Origin of the sequence: Kribbella sp. CA-294648, assembly GCF_050943845.1 — a bacterium.
GTDB lineage: Bacteria > Actinomycetota > Actinomycetes > Propionibacteriales > Kribbellaceae > Kribbella.
In genome coordinates, this window is record NZ_CP191981.1 from 1,013,245 (window position 1) to 1,030,859 (window position 17,615).

At 68.1% G+C, this 17,615-nt stretch carries 19 protein-coding genes; 9 read left to right on the plus strand and 10 right to left on the minus strand.

Annotated features, from left to right (window positions below; translation table 11 throughout):
• Positions 1 to 83: 83 nt before the first annotated feature.
• Together ACQPYM_RS04935 and ACQPYM_RS04940 are read right to left on the minus strand one after the other, a co-directional pair.
• A complete protein-coding gene (locus ACQPYM_RS04935; RefSeq protein WP_433015475.1) occupies positions 84 to 389 on the minus strand; it encodes a hypothetical protein in 306 nt (101 codons plus the stop codon).
• A 443-nt stretch (positions 390 to 832) separates the two neighbouring features.
• Positions 833 to 1,546, minus strand: a complete 714-nt coding sequence (locus ACQPYM_RS04940; RefSeq protein WP_360285535.1) for a response regulator transcription factor — start codon at positions 1,544 to 1,546, stop codon at positions 833 to 835.
• 162 nt (positions 1,547 to 1,708) lie between these two features.
• Between ACQPYM_RS04940 and ACQPYM_RS04945 the strand changes: the two genes are divergently transcribed.
• Together ACQPYM_RS04945 and ACQPYM_RS04950 are read left to right on the plus strand one after the other, a co-directional pair.
• Positions 1,709 to 1,948: a MoaD/ThiS family protein gene (locus ACQPYM_RS04945; protein WP_433015479.1), complete on the plus strand. Its 240-nt coding sequence runs from the start codon at positions 1,709 to 1,711 to the stop codon at positions 1,946 to 1,948.
• A 346-nt stretch (positions 1,949 to 2,294) separates the two neighbouring features.
• Positions 2,295 to 3,551, plus strand: a complete 1,257-nt coding sequence (locus tag ACQPYM_RS04950) for a hypothetical protein (protein WP_433015482.1) — start codon at positions 2,295 to 2,297, stop codon at positions 3,549 to 3,551.
• Here ACQPYM_RS04950 and ACQPYM_RS04955 read toward each other — a convergent pair.
• From ACQPYM_RS04955 to ACQPYM_RS04975, 5 genes are read right to left on the minus strand one after another with little or no spacing between them, the layout of a single operon-like run.
• The gene (locus tag ACQPYM_RS04955) at positions 3,517 to 4,128 is read right to left on the minus strand and encodes a hypothetical protein (RefSeq protein WP_433015485.1); all 612 of its coding nucleotides are present in this window, start codon (positions 4,126 to 4,128) and stop codon (positions 3,517 to 3,519) included. The two genes, ACQPYM_RS04950 and ACQPYM_RS04955, sit on opposite strands and share 35 nt — an antisense overlap.
• Positions 4,125 to 4,745, minus strand: coding sequence for a hypothetical protein (locus ACQPYM_RS04960; RefSeq protein WP_433015488.1), 621 nt, complete (start codon positions 4,743 to 4,745; stop codon positions 4,125 to 4,127). Before ACQPYM_RS04960 ends, ACQPYM_RS04955 begins: the two co-directional genes overlap by 4 nt.
• Positions 4,742 to 5,365 (minus strand): hypothetical protein, encoded by a 624-nt coding sequence (locus tag ACQPYM_RS04965; protein WP_433015491.1) that lies wholly within the window; start codon positions 5,363 to 5,365, stop codon positions 4,742 to 4,744. The genes ACQPYM_RS04960 and ACQPYM_RS04965 overlap by 4 nt, the downstream gene beginning before the upstream one ends.
• 35 nt (positions 5,366 to 5,400) lie before the next feature.
• Entirely contained in the window at positions 5,401 to 5,826 is a 426-nt protein-coding gene (gene arfB / locus ACQPYM_RS04970) for an alternative ribosome rescue aminoacyl-tRNA hydrolase ArfB (protein ID WP_433015494.1), read from the minus strand.
• Between the two features lie 9 nt (positions 5,827 to 5,835).
• The gene (locus tag ACQPYM_RS04975; RefSeq protein WP_433015497.1) at positions 5,836 to 6,522 is read right to left on the minus strand and encodes a TetR/AcrR family transcriptional regulator; all 687 of its coding nucleotides are present in this window, start codon (positions 6,520 to 6,522) and stop codon (positions 5,836 to 5,838) included.
• A 64-nt stretch (positions 6,523 to 6,586) separates the two neighbouring features.
• On the opposite strand from ACQPYM_RS04975, the gene ACQPYM_RS04980 reads away from it, so the two are divergent.
• Positions 6,587 to 7,084 (plus strand): cupin domain-containing protein, encoded by a 498-nt coding sequence (locus ACQPYM_RS04980; RefSeq protein ID WP_433015500.1) that lies wholly within the window; start codon positions 6,587 to 6,589, stop codon positions 7,082 to 7,084.
• A 151-nt stretch (positions 7,085 to 7,235) separates the two neighbouring features.
• Here ACQPYM_RS04980 and ACQPYM_RS04985 read toward each other — a convergent pair whose 3' ends face one another.
• From ACQPYM_RS04985 to ACQPYM_RS04995, 3 genes are read right to left on the minus strand one after another with little or no spacing between them, the layout of a single operon-like run.
• On the minus strand, positions 7,236 to 8,504 hold the full coding sequence (locus ACQPYM_RS04985) for a hypothetical protein (protein ID WP_433015503.1): 1,269 nt from the start codon (positions 8,502 to 8,504) through the stop codon (positions 7,236 to 7,238).
• Entirely contained in the window at positions 8,501 to 10,534 is a 2,034-nt protein-coding gene (locus tag ACQPYM_RS04990) for a right-handed parallel beta-helix repeat-containing protein (RefSeq protein ID WP_433015506.1), read from the minus strand. The genes ACQPYM_RS04985 and ACQPYM_RS04990 overlap by 4 nt, the downstream gene beginning before the upstream one ends.
• The gene (locus tag ACQPYM_RS04995; RefSeq protein ID WP_433015509.1) at positions 10,531 to 11,895 is read right to left on the minus strand and encodes a glycosyltransferase; all 1,365 of its coding nucleotides are present in this window, start codon (positions 11,893 to 11,895) and stop codon (positions 10,531 to 10,533) included. Before ACQPYM_RS04995 ends, ACQPYM_RS04990 begins: the two co-directional genes overlap by 4 nt.
• Before the next feature lie 556 nt (positions 11,896 to 12,451).
• Between ACQPYM_RS04995 and ACQPYM_RS05000 the strand changes: the two genes are divergently transcribed.
• The 6 genes from ACQPYM_RS05000 to ACQPYM_RS05025 all read left to right on the plus strand — a co-directional run bounded on the left by ACQPYM_RS05000 (position 12,452) and on the right by ACQPYM_RS05025 (position 17,263).
• On the plus strand, positions 12,452 to 13,345 hold the full coding sequence (locus tag ACQPYM_RS05000) for an OmpA family protein (RefSeq protein WP_433015512.1): 894 nt from the start codon (positions 12,452 to 12,454) through the stop codon (positions 13,343 to 13,345).
• A gap of 84 nt (positions 13,346 to 13,429) precedes the next feature.
• Positions 13,430 to 13,909: a TlpA family protein disulfide reductase gene (locus tag ACQPYM_RS05005; protein ID WP_433015515.1), complete on the plus strand. Its 480-nt coding sequence runs from the start codon at positions 13,430 to 13,432 to the stop codon at positions 13,907 to 13,909.
• A gap of 506 nt (positions 13,910 to 14,415) precedes the next feature.
• Positions 14,416 to 15,375: an RDD family protein gene (locus ACQPYM_RS05010; protein WP_433015518.1), complete on the plus strand. Its 960-nt coding sequence runs from the start codon at positions 14,416 to 14,418 to the stop codon at positions 15,373 to 15,375.
• Between the two features lie 276 nt (positions 15,376 to 15,651).
• A complete protein-coding gene (locus tag ACQPYM_RS05015) occupies positions 15,652 to 16,104 on the plus strand; it encodes a DUF4395 domain-containing protein (protein WP_433015521.1) in 453 nt (150 codons plus the stop codon).
• Between the two features lie 12 nt (positions 16,105 to 16,116).
• The gene (locus tag ACQPYM_RS05020; protein ID WP_433015524.1) at positions 16,117 to 16,965 is read left to right on the plus strand and encodes a sulfurtransferase; all 849 of its coding nucleotides are present in this window, start codon (positions 16,117 to 16,119) and stop codon (positions 16,963 to 16,965) included.
• A gap of 1 nt (position 16,966) precedes the next feature.
• A complete protein-coding gene (locus ACQPYM_RS05025; RefSeq protein WP_433015527.1) occupies positions 16,967 to 17,263 on the plus strand; it encodes a DUF1416 domain-containing protein in 297 nt (98 codons plus the stop codon).
• Positions 17,264 to 17,615 lie beyond the last annotated feature (352 nt).

Sequence of the window (17,615 nt, forward strand, 5' to 3'; positions counted from 1 at the left end):
CAACTAAGTGCGGTGCCGCAGAGGATGGCGGCGGGGCCCTGGTGTCGGTGGTGAGGGTTGGCGCCTGGTGATCCGGCCTCTGGTTAGAAGAGGAGTTTGAGGAGGGTGAGGGTGAGGGCTACGGCGGTGACGATGGCTGCCTTGGGGGAGCCGGGGCCGTGGCGGAGGGCCGCGATGTAGACGGCCAGGGTGAGGGGGATGAGCATGATGAGGAGGGTCAGTCCTGCTGCGTGGATGCCCACGTGGGTGCGGCCGGTCAGGGTCAGGCCGAGGAGCAGGGCGAAGGTCAGGCCGAGCCAGGTGGTGAGCTGTACCGGGCCGTCCGCGCGGTGATTGGGGTGTGAAGCTCGCGCACCTCTGCGGTGCGAAGTCGGAGCGGCGTGCGCCATCGGTCACCTTCCGTGAGAGGACCGGATACGCACGGTAGCAGGAAAAATACGCTCTGGTCCACGGCGCTGATGACCGCCCGGTCCAGTCCAGAATGCCCACCAGTACAGACTTCACGCGGCGAACGGCGGGGTGGTCGCACCGAAATTGGGGGGTGGGCGTCGCGATCCGGCAGGTGTCCGGGGGCGATTGGTGGGGCCGGCGGCACCCGGTGGGCGAGGAGCCGTCAGGGCAGGTGTTGGGCGGCGGTGCCCAGCGGGGGCCGGCGGTGCCGTAGGGCCGGTGGTCTCAGGTGCTAACAGCCCGGGGCCGTGAGCGCGCCAAGTGGTACCGGCGAATGGAGAGCTCGCCGAGGGTGGTGGGTTGGGCAGTCCAAGCCTGTGACCGGGGTGGCCGGGAAGGCGACAGATGGCCGTCGTCGGGCTGGGCCTCCGGCGGCGCGCGGTTAGGCGGGGGTTTCGGCTGGTTCTCTTTGGGTTGGAGTTGGGGGGATGACGAAGCGGTAGCCGACGTTGCGGACGGTGCCGATGAGGGATTCGTGTTCGGGGCCTAGCTTGGCGCGGAGGCGGCGTACGTGGACGTCGACTGTGCGGGTGCCGCCGAAGTAGTCGTAGCCCCAGACTTCCTGGAGGAGTTGCTCGCGGGTGAAGACGCGGCCGGGGTGCTGGGCGAGGAACTTGAACAGTTCGAACTCTTTGTAGGTGAGGTCGAGTGCTCGGCCGTTGAGCTTCGCCGTGTACGAGGCCTCGTCGATCACCACGTCGCCGCTGCGGATCAGGGAGGTGTCGGGGTCCTCGTTGCGGACGGCGGCCAGGCGGCCGATGACCAGCCGGAGGCGGGCCTCGATCTCGGCCGGGCCTGCCGTGTCGAGCAGGACATCGTCGGCGCCCCAGTCGGCGTTCACCGCGGTCAGGCCGCCTTCGGTGACGACCAGGATGAGCGGTACGTCGATCCCGGTGGTGCGGATCAGCCGGGACACTCCGCGGACCGAGACCAGGTCGCGGCGGGCGTCGAGGAGGACCGCGTCGGCGTCCGGCGCGTCCACGAGGGCGGCGACTTCGGCGGGCAGGATCCGGATCTGGTGGGGCAGCAGGGCGAGCGACGGCAGGACCTCGGTGGAAGCCTGCAGTGCGTTCGTCAGCAGAAGCAACGTGCTCACGCTGTCTCCTTGTGCTGGTCGTCGGATCTCTGGTGGGCGACCCGGTCCTTATGCACGTCAGGCCCCAGCGGCGTCATTGCCGGGGGCCCGAGTCACACTGGATAGCAACAGCAAGCTGACATAATAGCGGAAGACTTAACCGATTAGTGAGGCCGGACCCACATGCCGGAAGTGACCATCAGGTACTTCGCCGCCGCGCGGTCGGCGGCAGGCGAGTCCACGGCGACCGCGCAGGCGGGGTCCGTGAAGGAACTCGTGGACGTGGTCTCGGCTGAACGGCCGGAGCTGGCCCGGGTGCTCGGCATCTGCTCGTTCCTGCTCGATGGTGAGCGGGTGGACCTGGACGCACATCTCCCCGAGGGTGCTGTCGTGGACGCGCTCCCGCCCTTCGCCGGCGGCTGACCGCACCATCCGCCGTACGCAGCCCGCTCACGGCGACCAGCGGGCGATGCCGCATCGACGGGTGGGGGCGGGGCCTGATGCCGAGGGCCTTGCGTTGTGGGTTTGTGCCGCCTCCTGTTCTTCCTGACTAAGTTTATCCGCGGGGGTGCTTTCAGCTGGTGGGTTATCCACAGGGTCGGGAAGCCAGCGGCGGACCTGTGGGGAGGTAGATTGCTGGGTTGTGGCGATGGAATCGGGGACGTTGCTCACTACGGTGGGGCGTGCGGGGAGTTTGTTTGGGAAGGCTTGGCCTCGGTTGCTGGCTGTTTTCCTGATTGCGCAGCTGGTGCATCGGGGGTTGCAGTGGGTGGCTGTGCAGGCGGGGGCGAAGGCTGAGGCGGCTGGGATTGCCGTGCTGGCTTTGCTGGTGGTGGTCTCGCTGGCGATGTACGTGGCGATGTTCCTCGTACTACGCGGCGAGCTGCCCTTCCATCGTCGTGCCGTGGCCGAGGGGGTGCTCGCGCCTGATGGTGTGGAGCCTGGCAAGGAGAACCGGCCGCTCGACGCGCTGACGGTGGCGCTGCTGCCGTTCCTGGCGTTCTACGCCGCCTACAAATTCCTGCAGGCCGAGGCGCTCGACTACGAGTACCAGCTGGCTGTTCACAAGGTCAACGAGACCGTCGCGACCACCCTCAACGGCGGCACGACCACTCCGCCTCCGACCGGGCTCGAGTCGCTCTCGACCTGGCTGTTCATCGGGCTCGGCCTGACGGCGTACGTGCTGCGGTTCTTCTTCAAGAAGAAGGGCAACACCGCGGGCGGCCCGGTACGCCGGTTGTTCGTCACCTATCTCGAGGCGCTGTGGATCTTCGTGGTGATCTACCAGGCATCCTCGTTCATCCCGTCGCCGAAGGACTGGCTGAAGGAACGTCAGTTCTGGGCCTGGCTGCAGGACTCCTACAGCTGGGTGCTCGACCAGGTGCTCGGGGTCGCGAAGGTCCGGGAGATCTGGGACACCGTGACCGGGTTCGTGGCGGCCGGTGTCGGTGACCTGTGGAGTGCCGCGGTGCTGCCGCTGATGTGGATCACGATGACCGCGGTGATCTACGGCCGTGCTGTGCACAAGGCGCAGAAGATCGAGCGGCGCTGGAAGTTCGACCGGATCACGAACCGCTGGCAGCAGACCCCGAAGATCGTCCGGGTGGCCGGCAACTCGGTGGTGTCGGACTGGAAGGACCGCTGGACGCCGGTGGCCGACGCGTTTCGGCTGGTGGTCCGGTCCGGGTTGCGGCCGATGCTCGGCTACTTCCTCGCCTGGGCGGTGGTCACGTTCCTGGCCAGCGAGGTGTGGATCTTCCTGAAGGAGTTCGTGCTCGGCCCGCACTCACTGCGGTTCTGGTTGGTCATCGACGAGCCGCTCAACCTGGTCACCGACGGCCTCAAGATCATGCTCCAGGTCAGCCTGCTGGCGGCGGCGTACGACCGGATGATCGGCGGCCTCGCCGGCTACCTCAAGACGGGGACCAGGACGCACGCGGCGCACGCGTCGGGTCCGCAGGAGGACAAGGGCGTGGCCGACCTGACCGCCGCTACCTCGGGAATGCCAGATACTCAGGAAGCCTAGTGGCCCAGGTGACGGTCGGCTGGACCGATGACGCCACCGATTCCGGTACGACGAAGACGGCGACCGTCTCGAACGGCTTCCCGGCCTGCGGCTTCAGGTAGTACTGCGCGATCTTCGGGTCCCGGAACGAAGCCGGCTTGTCGTCGTACCCGCCGGTGCAGCCCGTGGGCCGGTCCTGGAAGTCACTTTCCAGATTCGACGCGTCCCAGATTCGCCCGTCCGGCGCACGCAGGTGCACCTGGCAGCCGCTCACCGACTCGAGCTTCTTCACGTCGTCCACCTGCAGCCGCAAGTAGACCCGCACCCGGGTCGTCCCCTCGGGCAGGGGGTCCGGTACTGCGTTCTTGCGCGTCGGCTGAGGGTCCACCTCGACACTTGCGGCGTACCAGGTGGCATCCGCGTACTGCGTGCCGCCCGCCGCGACGGTGACGGCCTCACGCGGCTCAGCGTCGTACCAGGACTTGTAGTCGGTGTGGGTGGTCCACCAGCCGGCCAAGGGCACTGTGAGGACGAGCGACAGCAGTGCCGGTGTGTTCTTCCGGAACCAGCCCGGCCGGGCCCGGCGTGCGCTGCTCATGACGCGTCCGCGGCGTTGAGGATCGCCACGTCCTTGCGCAGCCCGTCCAGCTGGTCCTTCTCCACGCCGAGCGGGATGGTTGCCTGAGGCTCCAAATCGCTGAAGATCGCTTTCTCCATCACTCGCAGTACCGCCCCCGGCAGCTGGTCGGCGGGCATCTCCACCACGAACGAGCCCTGGGCGGGAATGTCCGGTGCGAACTCGAACCCGGTCAGGTCGACCCGGTCGAGGCCGGCCCGGTTGGCGCCGAGGTACACGGTCCCGTCGGCGGCCTTGATCGACACCTTGCTCAGGTGGATCGGCTCGCGGGTCGCCTTGACCGTCGCGTCGATGACGACGAAGTCGGACAGCGTGTCGCGGTCCGGCGCCGAGCGCGGGATCCGCAGCTTCTTGCCGACCTGCACGCTGCGCACGGTCAGCTCGAACCGCGGCGTCTTGACCGGCTTGCCGACGATGCCGTTCACCTCGACCGGCTGCTGGATGTCCTGCTGGGTGGGCGTCAGCCGGTACAGGCCCACGATCGCGACCAGGACGACGATCACCAGCGCGACGTTCAGCACCTTGCGCCGGGTGGAGTCGTGCCGCGCCGCTTGCTCCAGCGGTGGGGGCGCGCTCATTTCCTGTTGTCCTTCACCGGGACGGTGCTCTCGGCCGCGACAGCGTCCGGCATCCACTTCTCGTGACTGTCGAGCAGGGATTCCTGGACGTGCTGGTAGTGCTGCACAGTGAGCTTGACGTCGGCCGGCAGCGAGCTTGCCTTGGGCAACTTCCAGACGTACGCGACGTCCTCGCCGTGCCCGGGCGTCAGTACCGGGTTGCGGGTCGCGTCGCGCAGATTGGTGCTGCCGACCGGTGGGTCGGTGTCCTTGATCCCCGGTACGCCGATCAGCCGGATCAGGTCGCTGGGCGGGCTCACCCCGGTGTCGTCGGTGACCTTCAACTTGGTCACCACCGCGATCAGCGCTCCGCCCTCGTCGGGCTGGAACAGCGGCTTGAGGTCCTTGACCACGACCACCCGCTGGATCGTCACCTCGAACTGGCCGGCGTCGATCGCCGTACCGGCTGCCGCCTGCGGGACCTCGGCTTCGGCCTTGCTCAGGCCGCCGAACGCCGCCGAGATCGCCACCAGCACTGCCGCCGCGCTGATCCCCCAGGTGCGCAGCGACCGGCCGCGCACCTTGATGTCCTGCAGCTCCGGCAATTCCTCCCGGTCACCGCTCCCCGTTTGTTCCTGCACGGTGGAAGCCTAACTACCCAGAGGGCCGCCGCAGGTCAGTCGGTCGGTCGTCCCCGCAGGCGTTTGGTCTCACCCCGGCGTTTCTTCTCGTCCAGCCGCCGCCGAACCGCGTTCTTGCTCGGCCGTGTCGGTCGCCGTTTCCGGGGTGGTGCCGCGATCGCCTCCAGGATCAGCGCGGCCAGCCGGGTCCGCGCCGCCTCCCGGTTCCGCCACTGCGACCGCTGTTCCGACGCGGTCACGGTCAGTACTCCGTCCACCAGCCGTGACCCGAGTCGCTCCAGCGCACGGGCCTTCAGTACGTCGTTCAGCGCGGTGGTGCCGGCCACGTCGAAGCTGAGCTCGACCCGGCTGTCAGTGGTGTTCACCGACTGGCCGCCGGGCCCGCTGGACCTGGAGAACCGCCAGGACAGCTCGGTTTCGGGAATGACGACGCCTTGGCGCACGATCAGCCCGGTCTCCATGGACTCCATTCAATCCGATCCCGGCCGCCGGCCGCCTCCTGTTTGGCCGCCTCCTGCGTGGCCAGGGCCGGGGCCAGGGCCGGGCCCGGTGGGCGGCGGTGAGCCGGCCAGGGTCGCGGACAGCAGAGACTGGGCGGACCATTTCATCGTTGCGACCGCCTCCTCGTGTGGCAGTTTCGCCACGTCGAGCAGCCAGCTGAGCGCCTCGATCCCGGCAACGCTGCGGATCGCGATCGCCAACTGGTGAACGGATTCCTTCGACAGTTCAGCGCTCAGGGGCTCCAGTGCCTCCTCGAACCAGGCGATCGCCCGGCCCTGGCGCAGCGGGAGCGCCGCCCGCTCGGCGGGATCGGCCTCGAGCGACAGGCGCAGCATCGTGCGCTGCTGATCCTCGGTGTCGAGGACCAATGTGGTGAACCTGTCGATCGCGGCTGCCAGGCGTTCGCTCACGTCGGTTGGCGCATCCGCCGGCAGCATCGTGGTGGCTGCAGTCTCGGGATGGGCCGCGGAGAGCAGTGCGCGCTGGTTCGGGAAGTACCGGTACGCGGTGGGGCGGGAGATCTCAGCGGCCGCGGCTGCCTGCTCGACGGTGGGTGTCAGTCCGGACGCGACCAGCTCACGAGCGGCCGCGACCAGGGCGTCCCTGGTCCGCTGCTTCTGCCGGGCTCGGCCGCCGAGTTCGTAGGGGATTGACACGCCGGAAATGATACCGCACTCTCATGGTGAGACCTAAGTCTCACAAGCGAAGGAGATGGGGACAGTGAGTGGACGGGGAGCGATCGTCAGGAACGCTGGGGAAGGTGAGCTGCGCTGGTTCTCCGGCGGCGGCGTGCATCGCTGGCTGGCCACGGCCGAGGAGACCGGCGGGAGTTACCTGCTGTTCGAGGATGTGATGGAGCGCGGCAAGGTCACGCCGCTGCATCGCCACCCCGAGGTGGAGGAGTCGATGATCGTGCTGGAGGGCGAGCTCCTGATGCACCTGGACGGCGCTGAGCGCCAGGTCGGTGCCGGCGGGATGGTGATGGTGCCGCGCGGTCTGCCGCATGCGTTCCTGGTCACCTCGGAGACGGCGAGGATCCTCTGCTTGATCACGCCGGGCATCGGGCAGGACTTCTTCTTCGGAGCGAGCGAGCCGTACGTCGAAGGCGCCGCCCACCAGGTCGACTTCAGCCGGATCGAGCAGTCGGGCCGCGACAACGGCGGAATCGAGATCCTCGGCCCACCCCCGTTCGCGCACCTGGCCGCGACCCGGCCCTGACGGTTGGCCCCAAGGCGCAGGACATGCCGACCGGCCCTGACGGTTGGCCCCCAGGCGCAGGACGTAGTGCCGGCCCGGCCCTGAGGGGTGACCCCTCAAGGCGCAGGGCGTAGTACCGGGTCGGGCGGCGGCGGGACGTAGTACGGGGCGGTCAGCGGCAGGGGACGTTGCTGAGGCCTTCGCCGGCTCCGGTGAACTTGTTGTCGCAGGCAACCACATTGGCGACGGCCGGGCGGAGCGCGAAGGCCAGGCCCGGTCCGTCGACGGTGGCGACGTTGCCGGTGAACAGGTTGTGGTCGCCCCAGTTCTTCAGGATCTGGTGGGTCTGGAACCCGTCCTGGACCGACTTCACCCCGCTGTTGCCCCGGATCAGCCAGTTGTTGCCCTTGATGTCGACCCACGAGTCGGCGCCGGTCAGCGCCGAGCCGTCGAAGGTGTTGCCTTCCACCAGTCCGCCGGTGGTGCCCTCCTTGACGTCGATCGCCTCGGAGCTGGTCTGCGACATCTTGTTGCCCTTGACAACATTGCGGTCGCTGCGGTCGGGCTGGCAGTCGTTCACCGTGCACCAGTTGCTGACCGCGGAGCCGATGTAGACGCCCTCGCCGAACTTGTCCCGGCGCAACCCGGTCTTGCTGATCGTGTTGTTCAGTACGACGTTGTCCGTGCTGTTCGCGCGCAGGTGGATCGCCTCGTCGCCGATGTCGTGCACGGTCAGGCCCTGGATGACCGATCCGACAGTGGTGTCGGCCATCACTCCCTTCTGCCCGTTCGTGACGGTGAACCCGACCAGGCGCCAGTACTTGGCCTTCTTGAGATGCAGGACGTACCCACCCTTGATGTTCTCGCCGTCCAGTACCGCGCCGGCGCCACCGCACAACCAGATCGGCTGTTCGGCGGTGCCCGACTTCTCGGTGACGAACTTGCCGGGGTACCTGCCGTCCCCGAGGGCGATGCTGGTGCCGGGAGCAGCCTTCGTCAGGGCCTCTTCGAGGCTCTTGCTGTCCGTCACCGTGACGGTCGCACCCGGACAGGTGACCACCGCCGAGTTCGGCAGCGGACCTTGCCCGGCGGCCGGTGCGTTGGCGAGCACCGGTGCCTCGGCCGGTTTGCGCTTGCCGTTTTTGCCTTCCTCTTCCTCACCCTCCGGCGACTCCGCCGCGGTCGGTCCAGTCGTGCTCGGCGAACCGGCCGGATCCGTCGGCTCGTCCGTGATCGTCGGGATGCTCGGCTCCGGTGGCACGACCGGGATCGAGGGCCCGGCCGTCGGCAGCGGCGAGGAGGTGTTGTCGGGCCAGGCGGCGGCCACGATGCCACCGCCGACGAGCAGGACCGCCCCGGCCGCGCTGCCGGCGATGATCAGTTCACGCCGGGTCAGCTTGTTCAGCCTGGTCAGTTCGAGCAGCCGGCTCAGCCGGGTCATCTGGCTCCCAAATGGTCGTCGGGCACTGGCACCGAGGCGGCGGACACGGTCCGGCCGTCGGTCACCGGCGCCTTGTCGGCGTACGGGTGGACGATGCGGCGGACCCGGCGTGAGCCGCGGGCCGCGGTGAAGATCAGCAGGGCGGCCAGGAACAACCACATCGCCGTCAAGGGTTGCAGGAAACGCTTCAGGGTGACCACAAAGGGCGTGGTGTCGTGCCAGTGGTCCTCGTCGTTGTTCCAGCGCTGCATGTTGACGTCCGAGGCGCGTTTGGCGTCGATCGCGCTGGGCCCGCGGCCGCTGATGGTGTTCTCGGTGACCTTGGTCGCGCTCACCGCGCCGACCAGCGAGATCGCGTGCGAGTCGGCGTCCGACAGCGTGTTGCGCTGCACGGTGGCGGCCGAGTCGCGGACGTAGACGCTGGTGCTGCCGCCGGTGACGATGTTGCCGGTCACCACCGACTTGCTCACCCCGTCGCGGATCGCGATGCCCTGCCGGATCGGTTCGGTCACCCGGTTGCCGACCACCGAGACGTCCTCGGCGCCGCCCCGGACGACCACTCCCATGTCGTTGCCCTGCAGGTCGTTGGCGTTCACGCCGATGTTGGTGCCGCCGATCACCTCGACGCCGTACCGGGCGTTGTTCGCCAGTTTGCTGTTCGACACGGTGTTGTTGCCGTAGCTGCCCAGGCTGGAGCCGGTCGCGCTCGGGCCGTCGGCCAGCGGCAGCCCCGACATGGTCAGCCCGTTGCGATGGTTGCCGTTGGCCTCGATCTCGGACAGCACGATGCCGGTCGTCGCCCTGGACAGGACGAAGCCGTCGCCGGCGTTGCCGTCCGCGGAGCTGGAGTCGACCACCGCATTCGTCACGTAGCGGTGCATCACCAGGCCGTCGACCAGGCTGTCGTCGAACTTGCTGTCCCGGATGTCGAGTCCGTTGGCGCTGGCTGCGAACAGGCCGAACGCGTTCCGCTTGACGGTCGTGTTCTGGATCAGCGCGGACACGTAGCTGTACTCCGGGTCCGCGATGTCCACCTCGGGCAGCGGCAGCTTACCGGCCGGGAGCACCTGGCTGAGGCTGTTCTTGCCGGCCCGCAGGTCGATGCCGCCGGTCTCGGGCTTCTTCGCGCCCTTGGCCGCCTCCCGCTCCTTGGCGGCGCGTTTGCCGACCCGCATCGTCTCGCCCAGCTTGTCGAGCGAGCCGCTGTTCGGCCGGTCGGTACCGGTCAACGACAGACCACCCGTGCGACCACTCCAGAAGCCGAGGTCGGACAGTTCGGCGTACCGGAACCGGACCTGGCCGCCGAGCGAGCGCAGGTACGCGCGGCCGTCGTTGGTCAGCGTGTCCGCGCCGTCGGTGTCCCGGTTCCAGCTGGAGATCTTGACCGGCCGGCCGTTCGCGCCCTGCACGTTCAGCACGCCGCCGTAGTTGACGATCGAGACGAAGCCGTTCTGGTCGCTGGCCAGCCGCAGGTTGAGCCCGCCGGACGAGGCCAGGTTCAGCGTCGCGCCGTTCTGGATCACGACGTGCTCGGACAGCAGGTAGCCGCCGTCCGGCTGCCGGATGAAGGTCTGCGGCGCGAGCCCGAGCAGGTCCTTGATCGTGTAGACCTCCCGCCGTGGCGTCAGCACCAGCGTGTACGCCGAACCGGTGGCGATCCGGTACGGCGAACTGAGTGACGTCTTGCTCCAGCGAGCCAGTGAGTCGACGGTGCGAACCTCCACCAGCCGGCGATCCTCGTCGGCCACGTACGCCGCTTCGGTCTCCGGGTCGCCAGGGTAGGGGAGCCGGTCGATCGTCTTGTCGTCCTTCGCCTCACCTTTCGCCTCACCGGCCACGGTCGGCTGGGTCGCGTCGGGCGGAGTCGGCGTACTGCCCGGCTTGACCGTGCTGGGTTTGGGGGTTGGCGTCGGTGTCGACTCGGTGGTTCCGGCGGCGGTCGACTGCATCCAGACCAGGCCGGCCACGCCGAGTACTCCGACGACCGTTGCCGCCCGCAACAGTTTCCGGCGTTTCGGGGGAGCGTTCATGAGGCCGGCTCCGTCTGCAGTTCCTTGGCGGGAATCTGCTTGGTTGCAGGGTCCTTGGTTGCGGGCTCCTTGGTGGGAAGGAGCGACGCGGCGTCCTGGCCCTCGCCGCCGACCAGGCCTTCGGAGCGGGTCAGCCAGCCTTGTTTGTTCATCGTGAGGAACGCGTACAGCTTGATCGGCAGCGCGATCAGGATGACCGTCACCGTGACGACCGGCAGCAACAGCAGATCGGCCGGATGCCTGCGGAGATGGGAGATGCCGCGGATGCCCCGGGCAATCATCAGCCAGCTGCCCGCCAGCGCGTAGCTCTGCCACGTCATCTCGAGCCGGCTGAACACCATGTAGCCGACGGTGATGCCCATCGTCACCGGTGTGAGCAGGATCTGCAGCACGGTCACCTTCGTCACCAGCGGCACCCGCCACAGCCAACCCTTCCACACGGCCGTGAGGTAGCAGCGGTACGAGTTGCGGCTCCACCGGATCCGCTGCTTGGCGAAGGCCCGGAAGGTTGCCGGGAACATCGAAACGGCGCGGGCCGACGACTGGTGCACGGTCTTGTACCCGGAGGCGAGCACCAGCCAGGTGAGCCGGCCGTCGTCGCCGGCGATGCAGCGACGGCCGAGGAAGAACTCGTTCTCCAGGTTCTCCAGTACCGGCATGACGACGCTGCGCCGGTACGCGCCGGTGCGACCCGAGACGCACGCGACTGCACCGGCCCGGCCCATCGCGGGCACGTAGTCGTAGTACCGGAGGTTGACCAGCCAGTCGGCGACGCGGCGCCAGATGCTGGTGTTCCGCTCGTGCACGTTCTGCTGGGTGCTGACCGCGCCGACGTCCGGATCGAGGAAGGGACGCTGCACGGCCTTCAGCAGGCCCGGCTCCCAGCTCGTGTCGGAGTCGACCAGGACGAGGACCTCGGAGGACGCGGCGCGGATCCCGACGCCGAGCGCCGATCGCTTCCCCGCGTGCTTGAACAGGATCGGGTTGATCCGCGGGTCGTCGAGCGCGACCAGCCGCTCGTAGGCCTCGGTGTCCGCGAGGTCCAGGACGATGATGATCTCGTCCGGATTCTGCTGCCGCCAGCTTTCCAGGCAGCGCATCAGAATGTCGGGATCCTCATGAAAAGAAGGCACCACCACCGACGTGGTGGTGGTGAAGTCGTTCTCGATCGGCCCGGCCAGCCGGGACAAAAAGAATCGATAGAGCCACAACGCCCAGACGACGATTCCGGCGACCGCCAGCGGCACAAGATTCCGCCATTGGGAAAGGTCGTCCACGGAAACGGAGAAATGGGTGATGCGGTCCCACAGTTCGGCCAGACTCAGTCGGCTCGTGGGCGTACTCGGCATGATTTTCGTCAACCCCCCACCGCGCGCAGCGGTCGAATCTCACCCGCCCCACACCCCGTTGGGACAGGTGACGCCTCGGCCGGACCTCACGTCAGCCGTCCCGCGGACGACTGTGGGCAGAGATCAACCTGCCCCCGGCCTGGGTCGAAAATAGTCGGCGCCGGGGTCACAGTCAACGCGGTGCTACCGGCATCGAAACCCGCGCAAGCCACCGATCGCAGTACCGCGGTGGAATCGTTCACACGGTATTAATCGCTGGGCAACGTCGAGGCCGAGAGCATTTCCGCCGGTTCGCGGGACGTGCCACACTTGGCCAATGCAAAAGGGGACTGGCCGGCTGGGAAGTTGTTTACTCGCGATTGTGGTGGTCAGTTCGCTGGTGGCCTGCGGTGACCAGGAGGACCCGTCCTCCGGAGGCCCGGTCCCGTCGGCGCCGTCGTCGGTCCCGTCGTCAGTGTCGCCGTCCGGTTCGCCATCCGTGACTGCTTCGCCGACTCCGTCGGCCACCAGTACGACGCCTGCCGTTGACCCGGAGTGCGCACCCGGTCCCGGCCGTAGCGTGCGCCGGTTGCCCGCGCTCACCGTGCCCGAGGTCGTCGTTCCGGCGCTCACCTACGCCGACAAGGCCAGCGGTGAACAGAAGACCGCGATGGAGGGATTCACCGTCCCGGCGCAGACGATCGATGCCGGCTGCGTGATCCAGTACGACGCTCCGGGCGGCTGCCTGGGCGCCGTCAAGATCACCGGCGCGAGCATTCCGCCCGTGACCATCCCGGGGAGCGCGCTGGCCGGTTCGGGGAAAGAGTTCGCCGGCGTGACCGTCGCGGGGAAGGTGGCGCCTGCCGTCAGTTCGCCGCAGATCTGCCAGGTCGAGACCAAGGGCGTCCTCCTGACGGTGACCCGCAAGGGCGTAGTACGGCGTGGGGTGGCGCGTAATGGTGCCGCACGACCTGGTGGTTTCGTGAAGGCTGACGGAGAACTGCCGGACCTGCGGGTCCCGACGGTGAAGGTCCCCGAAGTCCGGCTGCCCGACGTGGACGTGGACCCGGCCCGGCTGGAGTCGCGCAAGCTGCCCGGCCAGGAGAAGGTCGAGGTGTTCACCGGCGAGGGCAAGACCTCGTACGTCGCGCCCGGGGATGTGCTGTTCGACGCCGACCAGGCGACGATCCGGCCGGACGCGGCCAAGGCGCTGCATGCCATCGCGCTGAAGATCAAGGCGGCCTCCCCGACCGCGAAGCTGCGGGTGGAAGGCCACACCGACGATCGCGGCGACGCGACGTACGGGCTGCGGTTGTCGGAGCGGCGGGCGCAGGCGGTCGCGCTGTACTTGATCAAGACCGAACGCTTTGCCGCCGCGCGCATCACGACCAAAGGTTTTGGCGAGGCGGCGCCGGCCGTTCCCAATACGTCCGACGCCAACCGGCAGAAAAACCGGCGCGTGGTTATCACTGTCGTGGGGTGATTCTCCGGCGGTCCGAATACAGGTCGGGTCCGAGGGGTGAACGGGCGGTTGAGCGTATTGGCGACCGACGTACGCTGGATTGTCATGAGCCCAGGGATCATTGCGCTGGTCAGTGCGGTCGCCGTCGGCGTCCTGCTGAGCGTGCTCAAATCCCGCTTCGACGGGCGGTTCCGCGGGACCCGGGCGATCCGCCCGAGTGAGAAGGAAGCAGTGCAGGACAGTTCGGTGGCGACGGAGCGTGTCACGGCGGCGGAGCTGGGCGCCGAGCTCGGCGAGCGGGCGACGATGCTGCAATTCTCGTCGGCGTTCTGCGCACCGTGCCGAGCAACCCGCCGGACGCTGGCTGAGGTCGAGTCGATGGTCGACGGGGTGCGGCACATCGAGGTCGACGCCGAGTTGCATCTGGAGCTAGTGCGGCGCCTCGACATCATGCGGACGCCGACTGTGCTGGTGCTTGATGCAAGCGGCGCAATCGTGACCCGCGCAAGCGGCCAGCCACGCAAGGCAGACGTGATCGCCGCCCTCGGCCAGGCAGTCGACGCTTCGACTTCCAAACAGCTGTAGTAGGCACCGCCCCGGTGAAGCTGAGTGTCTCGGCGGCTGGCAACGAGGGCGCTTACCTCCACCAACCTCGAGAGCCCACCTTGGCCACAGCTTGTGACGCGGCTTGGTGTGCCGACCGACAGGAGGTAGGCCCCGATTCCTGCGCATAGGCTTGCTCCCTGAGCGTGCGGCCGGCGCCGAGTGCGGACTACCTCCTGTCGGTCGGCACACAAACCGCGTGAGCCGCAGCCATCGCCGCCCCGTCCTCGAGCGGCTGGCCCTGCAGACGGCTCCCGCCAGTTGATGGAGGCGAGCACGCCCCGGCCGCCAGTTGGCGAAGTGCTCAGCTTGACCTCGGCGGGTGCCTACTCTCGGCTTTCGCGCGACGTAGGAGCGCCCGGGGGCGGGTGGGAGCTGGGGTCGTGTGAGCGACGCAAGAGCGAACGTGGCGCGGGCGTGGGGTGTTCAGCCTGAGAAATCCGTGCCCCGGATGGCGCGATGGCCTCGCGGTGCGTGATGCTTTGGCGATGAGCTTCCCCGCCGGCTGGTACGACGATCCTCAGGACCCCACGCAGCAGAGGTACTGGGACGGTGGCTTCTGGACGGATTACCGCCGTCCGCGCGAAGGGCCGCCGCCGTACCCGCATCAGTTCGGGCAGCCCGCGGGAGGCGCCGGGCAAGCCGGCCAGGGCCAGGCGCAGGGCCAGGGCCAGCCAGGCCACGGTCAGCAAGGCCAGCAGCCGCAGTACGGCCAGCAGGGGCTGCAGGGCCAGGGTCAGGGCCAGCACGGCCAGGGGCTGCAAGGCCAGGGCCTGGGGCAGGGGCCGCAGGGGTTTGGGCCTGGGCTGGGGCAGCCGGGGATGGGGCGTGAGGGGTATGGGCCTCAGGCTGGGCATCTGCAGCAGGGGTACGGCTACGGTCCGAACGTCAAGGCGACGCCAGACGGGCAGCCGCTCGCTGGGTGGTGGAAGCGGGTGCTGGCGCGGATTATCGACGGGCTGATCGTCTTTTTCGTCACCCTGCCGCTGACCGGCTACTTCTACTGGCAGTACATGCAGGTGATCTTCGACTACCAGCAGGACATCTTCAATCAGGCCGCGGCGGGAGATTCGAGCTTCAGCACGACCCTCCCCTGGGAGGTGTACAAGTGGGCTATCCCGGCGACGTTGATCGGGTTGGCGGCCGCCTTCGTGTACGAGTACTTCTTCCTCACCAAGACCGGCGCCACGCTCGGCAAGCGGGCGGTAGGCATCAGTGTCCGGCTCCGTGACGTTCCCGGTCCGCCGCCTGGACTGGCGGTGTTGAAGCGGTTCGGTCTCTACAACGGGCTCAGCCTGCTCAGTGCGATCCCGTGGGGCGTCGGCTCGCTGTTCAGCTTGCTCAGCCTGGTGAACGTGCTCTGGCCGCTCTGGGACGACAAGAAGCAGGCTCTGCACGACAAGGTGGCCGCCACGAACGTGGTCGTCGGATCGCAGCAGCGCCGCTGAGCCTGTCCAGAATGTGATCAGTTGTCTCGCTGACTGGGACCAGTGGTGGCGGTCCCGGTCAGCTTCCGTACTCTCGTGATCGTGGCTTACACGACATGGCTGACCAAGCGCAGGGCAGTGGACAACTGCCGCATGCGCTCGTCCCTGTGTCGTCCCCACTGACCAGGCGGCGTCCCGAGCGCTCCGGAACCGGTAACTGAGCACGGTTCCCAGTACGTCGCCTCCCCGCATCCCCGGGCGGGCACGGCTCGAACCACCCTCCTTCCGGGAGTCGTCATGTCCACCAAGACGGCAGTGCAACCCCAGGTCGACCCGCGCGGACTCCGGTTCGCCGCGGCGCTGACGACGGTCGTGCTGGCACTCACTCTGGTGCTGAACAACCCGTGGCCGCTGGCGGTCCAGGCGGTCGTGTTCGCGATCTCGGTCGTCTTCGGCGTCCAGGCCTCGCCGTACGGGCAGCTGTTCAAGTGGGTCGTGCGGCCTCGGCTGGGCCCGCCGAAGGAGCTCGAGGACGCCGCGCCGCCGCGGTTCGCGCAGCTGGTCGGGCTCGTCTTCGCCGTGGCCGGCCTGATCGGCTACCTGACCGGCGCCGAGCTGCTCGGCGTGGTCGCCACCGGATTCGCCCTGGTCGCCGCGTTCGTGAACGCCGCCGTCGGGCTCTGCCTCGGTTGCGAGGCCTATCTGCTGATCCACCGCATTCGTACGCCAAAAACCGCTACCACCACCTGAGGAGCAGCATCCATGAGCAGGGAATCCGCTCTCGTCTCGGCCGACTGGGTCGAGGAGCACAAGAATGACGCAGGAGTCGTCCTGATCGAGGTCGACGAAGACGTATCGGCGTACGACGCCGGCCACATCGCCGGTGCGATCAAGCTGGACTGGCGCGACGACCTGCAGGACCCGGTCCGTCGCGACTTCGTGAACCAGCAGCAGTTCTCCGACCTGCTGTCCGAGCGGGGCGTGAAGAACGACGACACCGTCGTGCTCTACGGCGGCAACAACAACTGGTTCGCGGCGTACGCGTACTGGTACTTCAAGCTCTACGGCCACGGTGACGTCCGCCTGCTCGACGGTGGCCGCAAGCGCTGGGAGCTGGACAGCCGTGAGCTGACCGACGAGGTGGTCAAGCGCGAGCCGACCCAGTACCAGGCCAAGGAGCCGAACCTGGCGATCCGCGCCTTCCGCGACGAGGTCAAGGACGCCATCGGCGTCAAGAACCTGGTCGACGTGCGCAGCCCCGACGAGTACGCCGGCCGGCTGCTCGCCCCGGCTCACCTGCCGCAGGAGCAGGCCCAGCGTGCGGGTCACATCCCGACCGCGGCCAGCATCCCGTGGAGCAAGGCGGCCAACGACGACGGCACCTTCCGGGCCGACGACGAGCTGAAGACCCTGTACGCCGACGCCGGCGTGGACTTCGGCAAGGACACCATCGCGTACTGCCGGATCGGTGAGCGCTCGGCGCACACCTGGTTCGTGCTGCACGAGATTCTGGGCCAGGAGAACGTCAAGAACTACGACGGTTCGTGGACCGAGTGGGGTTCGCTGGTCGGCGTACCGGTGGCGCTCGGCGACGAGCCAGGGGAGGCCTGACATGTGCGGAGCCAAGAAGGGCGGCCTGGATCTCAAGGGCGTCGACGTCGACAAGGAAGCCGTGATCCAGGGCCAGGTACTGCGCGGCGAGGAGCCGGTCGGCGGCGCCTACGTGCGGCTGCTCGACTCCACTGGTGAGTTCACGGCCGAGGTACCGACCTCCGCGACCGGGCACTTCCGCTTCTTCGCGGCGCCCGGCAGCTGGACCCTGCGGACCCTGGCGCCGAAGGCCGACCCGGTCGACCGCCAGGTGACGGCGCAGTACGGCGAGGTGGCCGAGGTGGCCGTCGCGGTCTGATCCCGGTAGTTTGCTGACCCCGAAGGGCCCGTTTGCTTGCGCGACGGGCTCTTCGGCTTGTCCGGGCCCAGTTGCCGGCCCCGTACGCCGTGACTCCCGTACGCCGTGACTCCCGTACGCCGAAGACCCCTGTGCCGATCCTCCTTGCGGCACAGGGGTTTCGTTGTTGCGTCAGGCAAAGAGGGGTGGCATAGATCTCACGAGGGCGGGTTGCGCGCAAGATCGCGTTTCTCACGGCGTACTCCGTTTGGTAACGGTTTGATCTCGGAGCACACCGTTGTCGTTACCTACCGCGACCGGGTGAGTTGTGTCTGTGTCCTGGCCCGCTCACTAGGGCTAAGTCATCACTCAG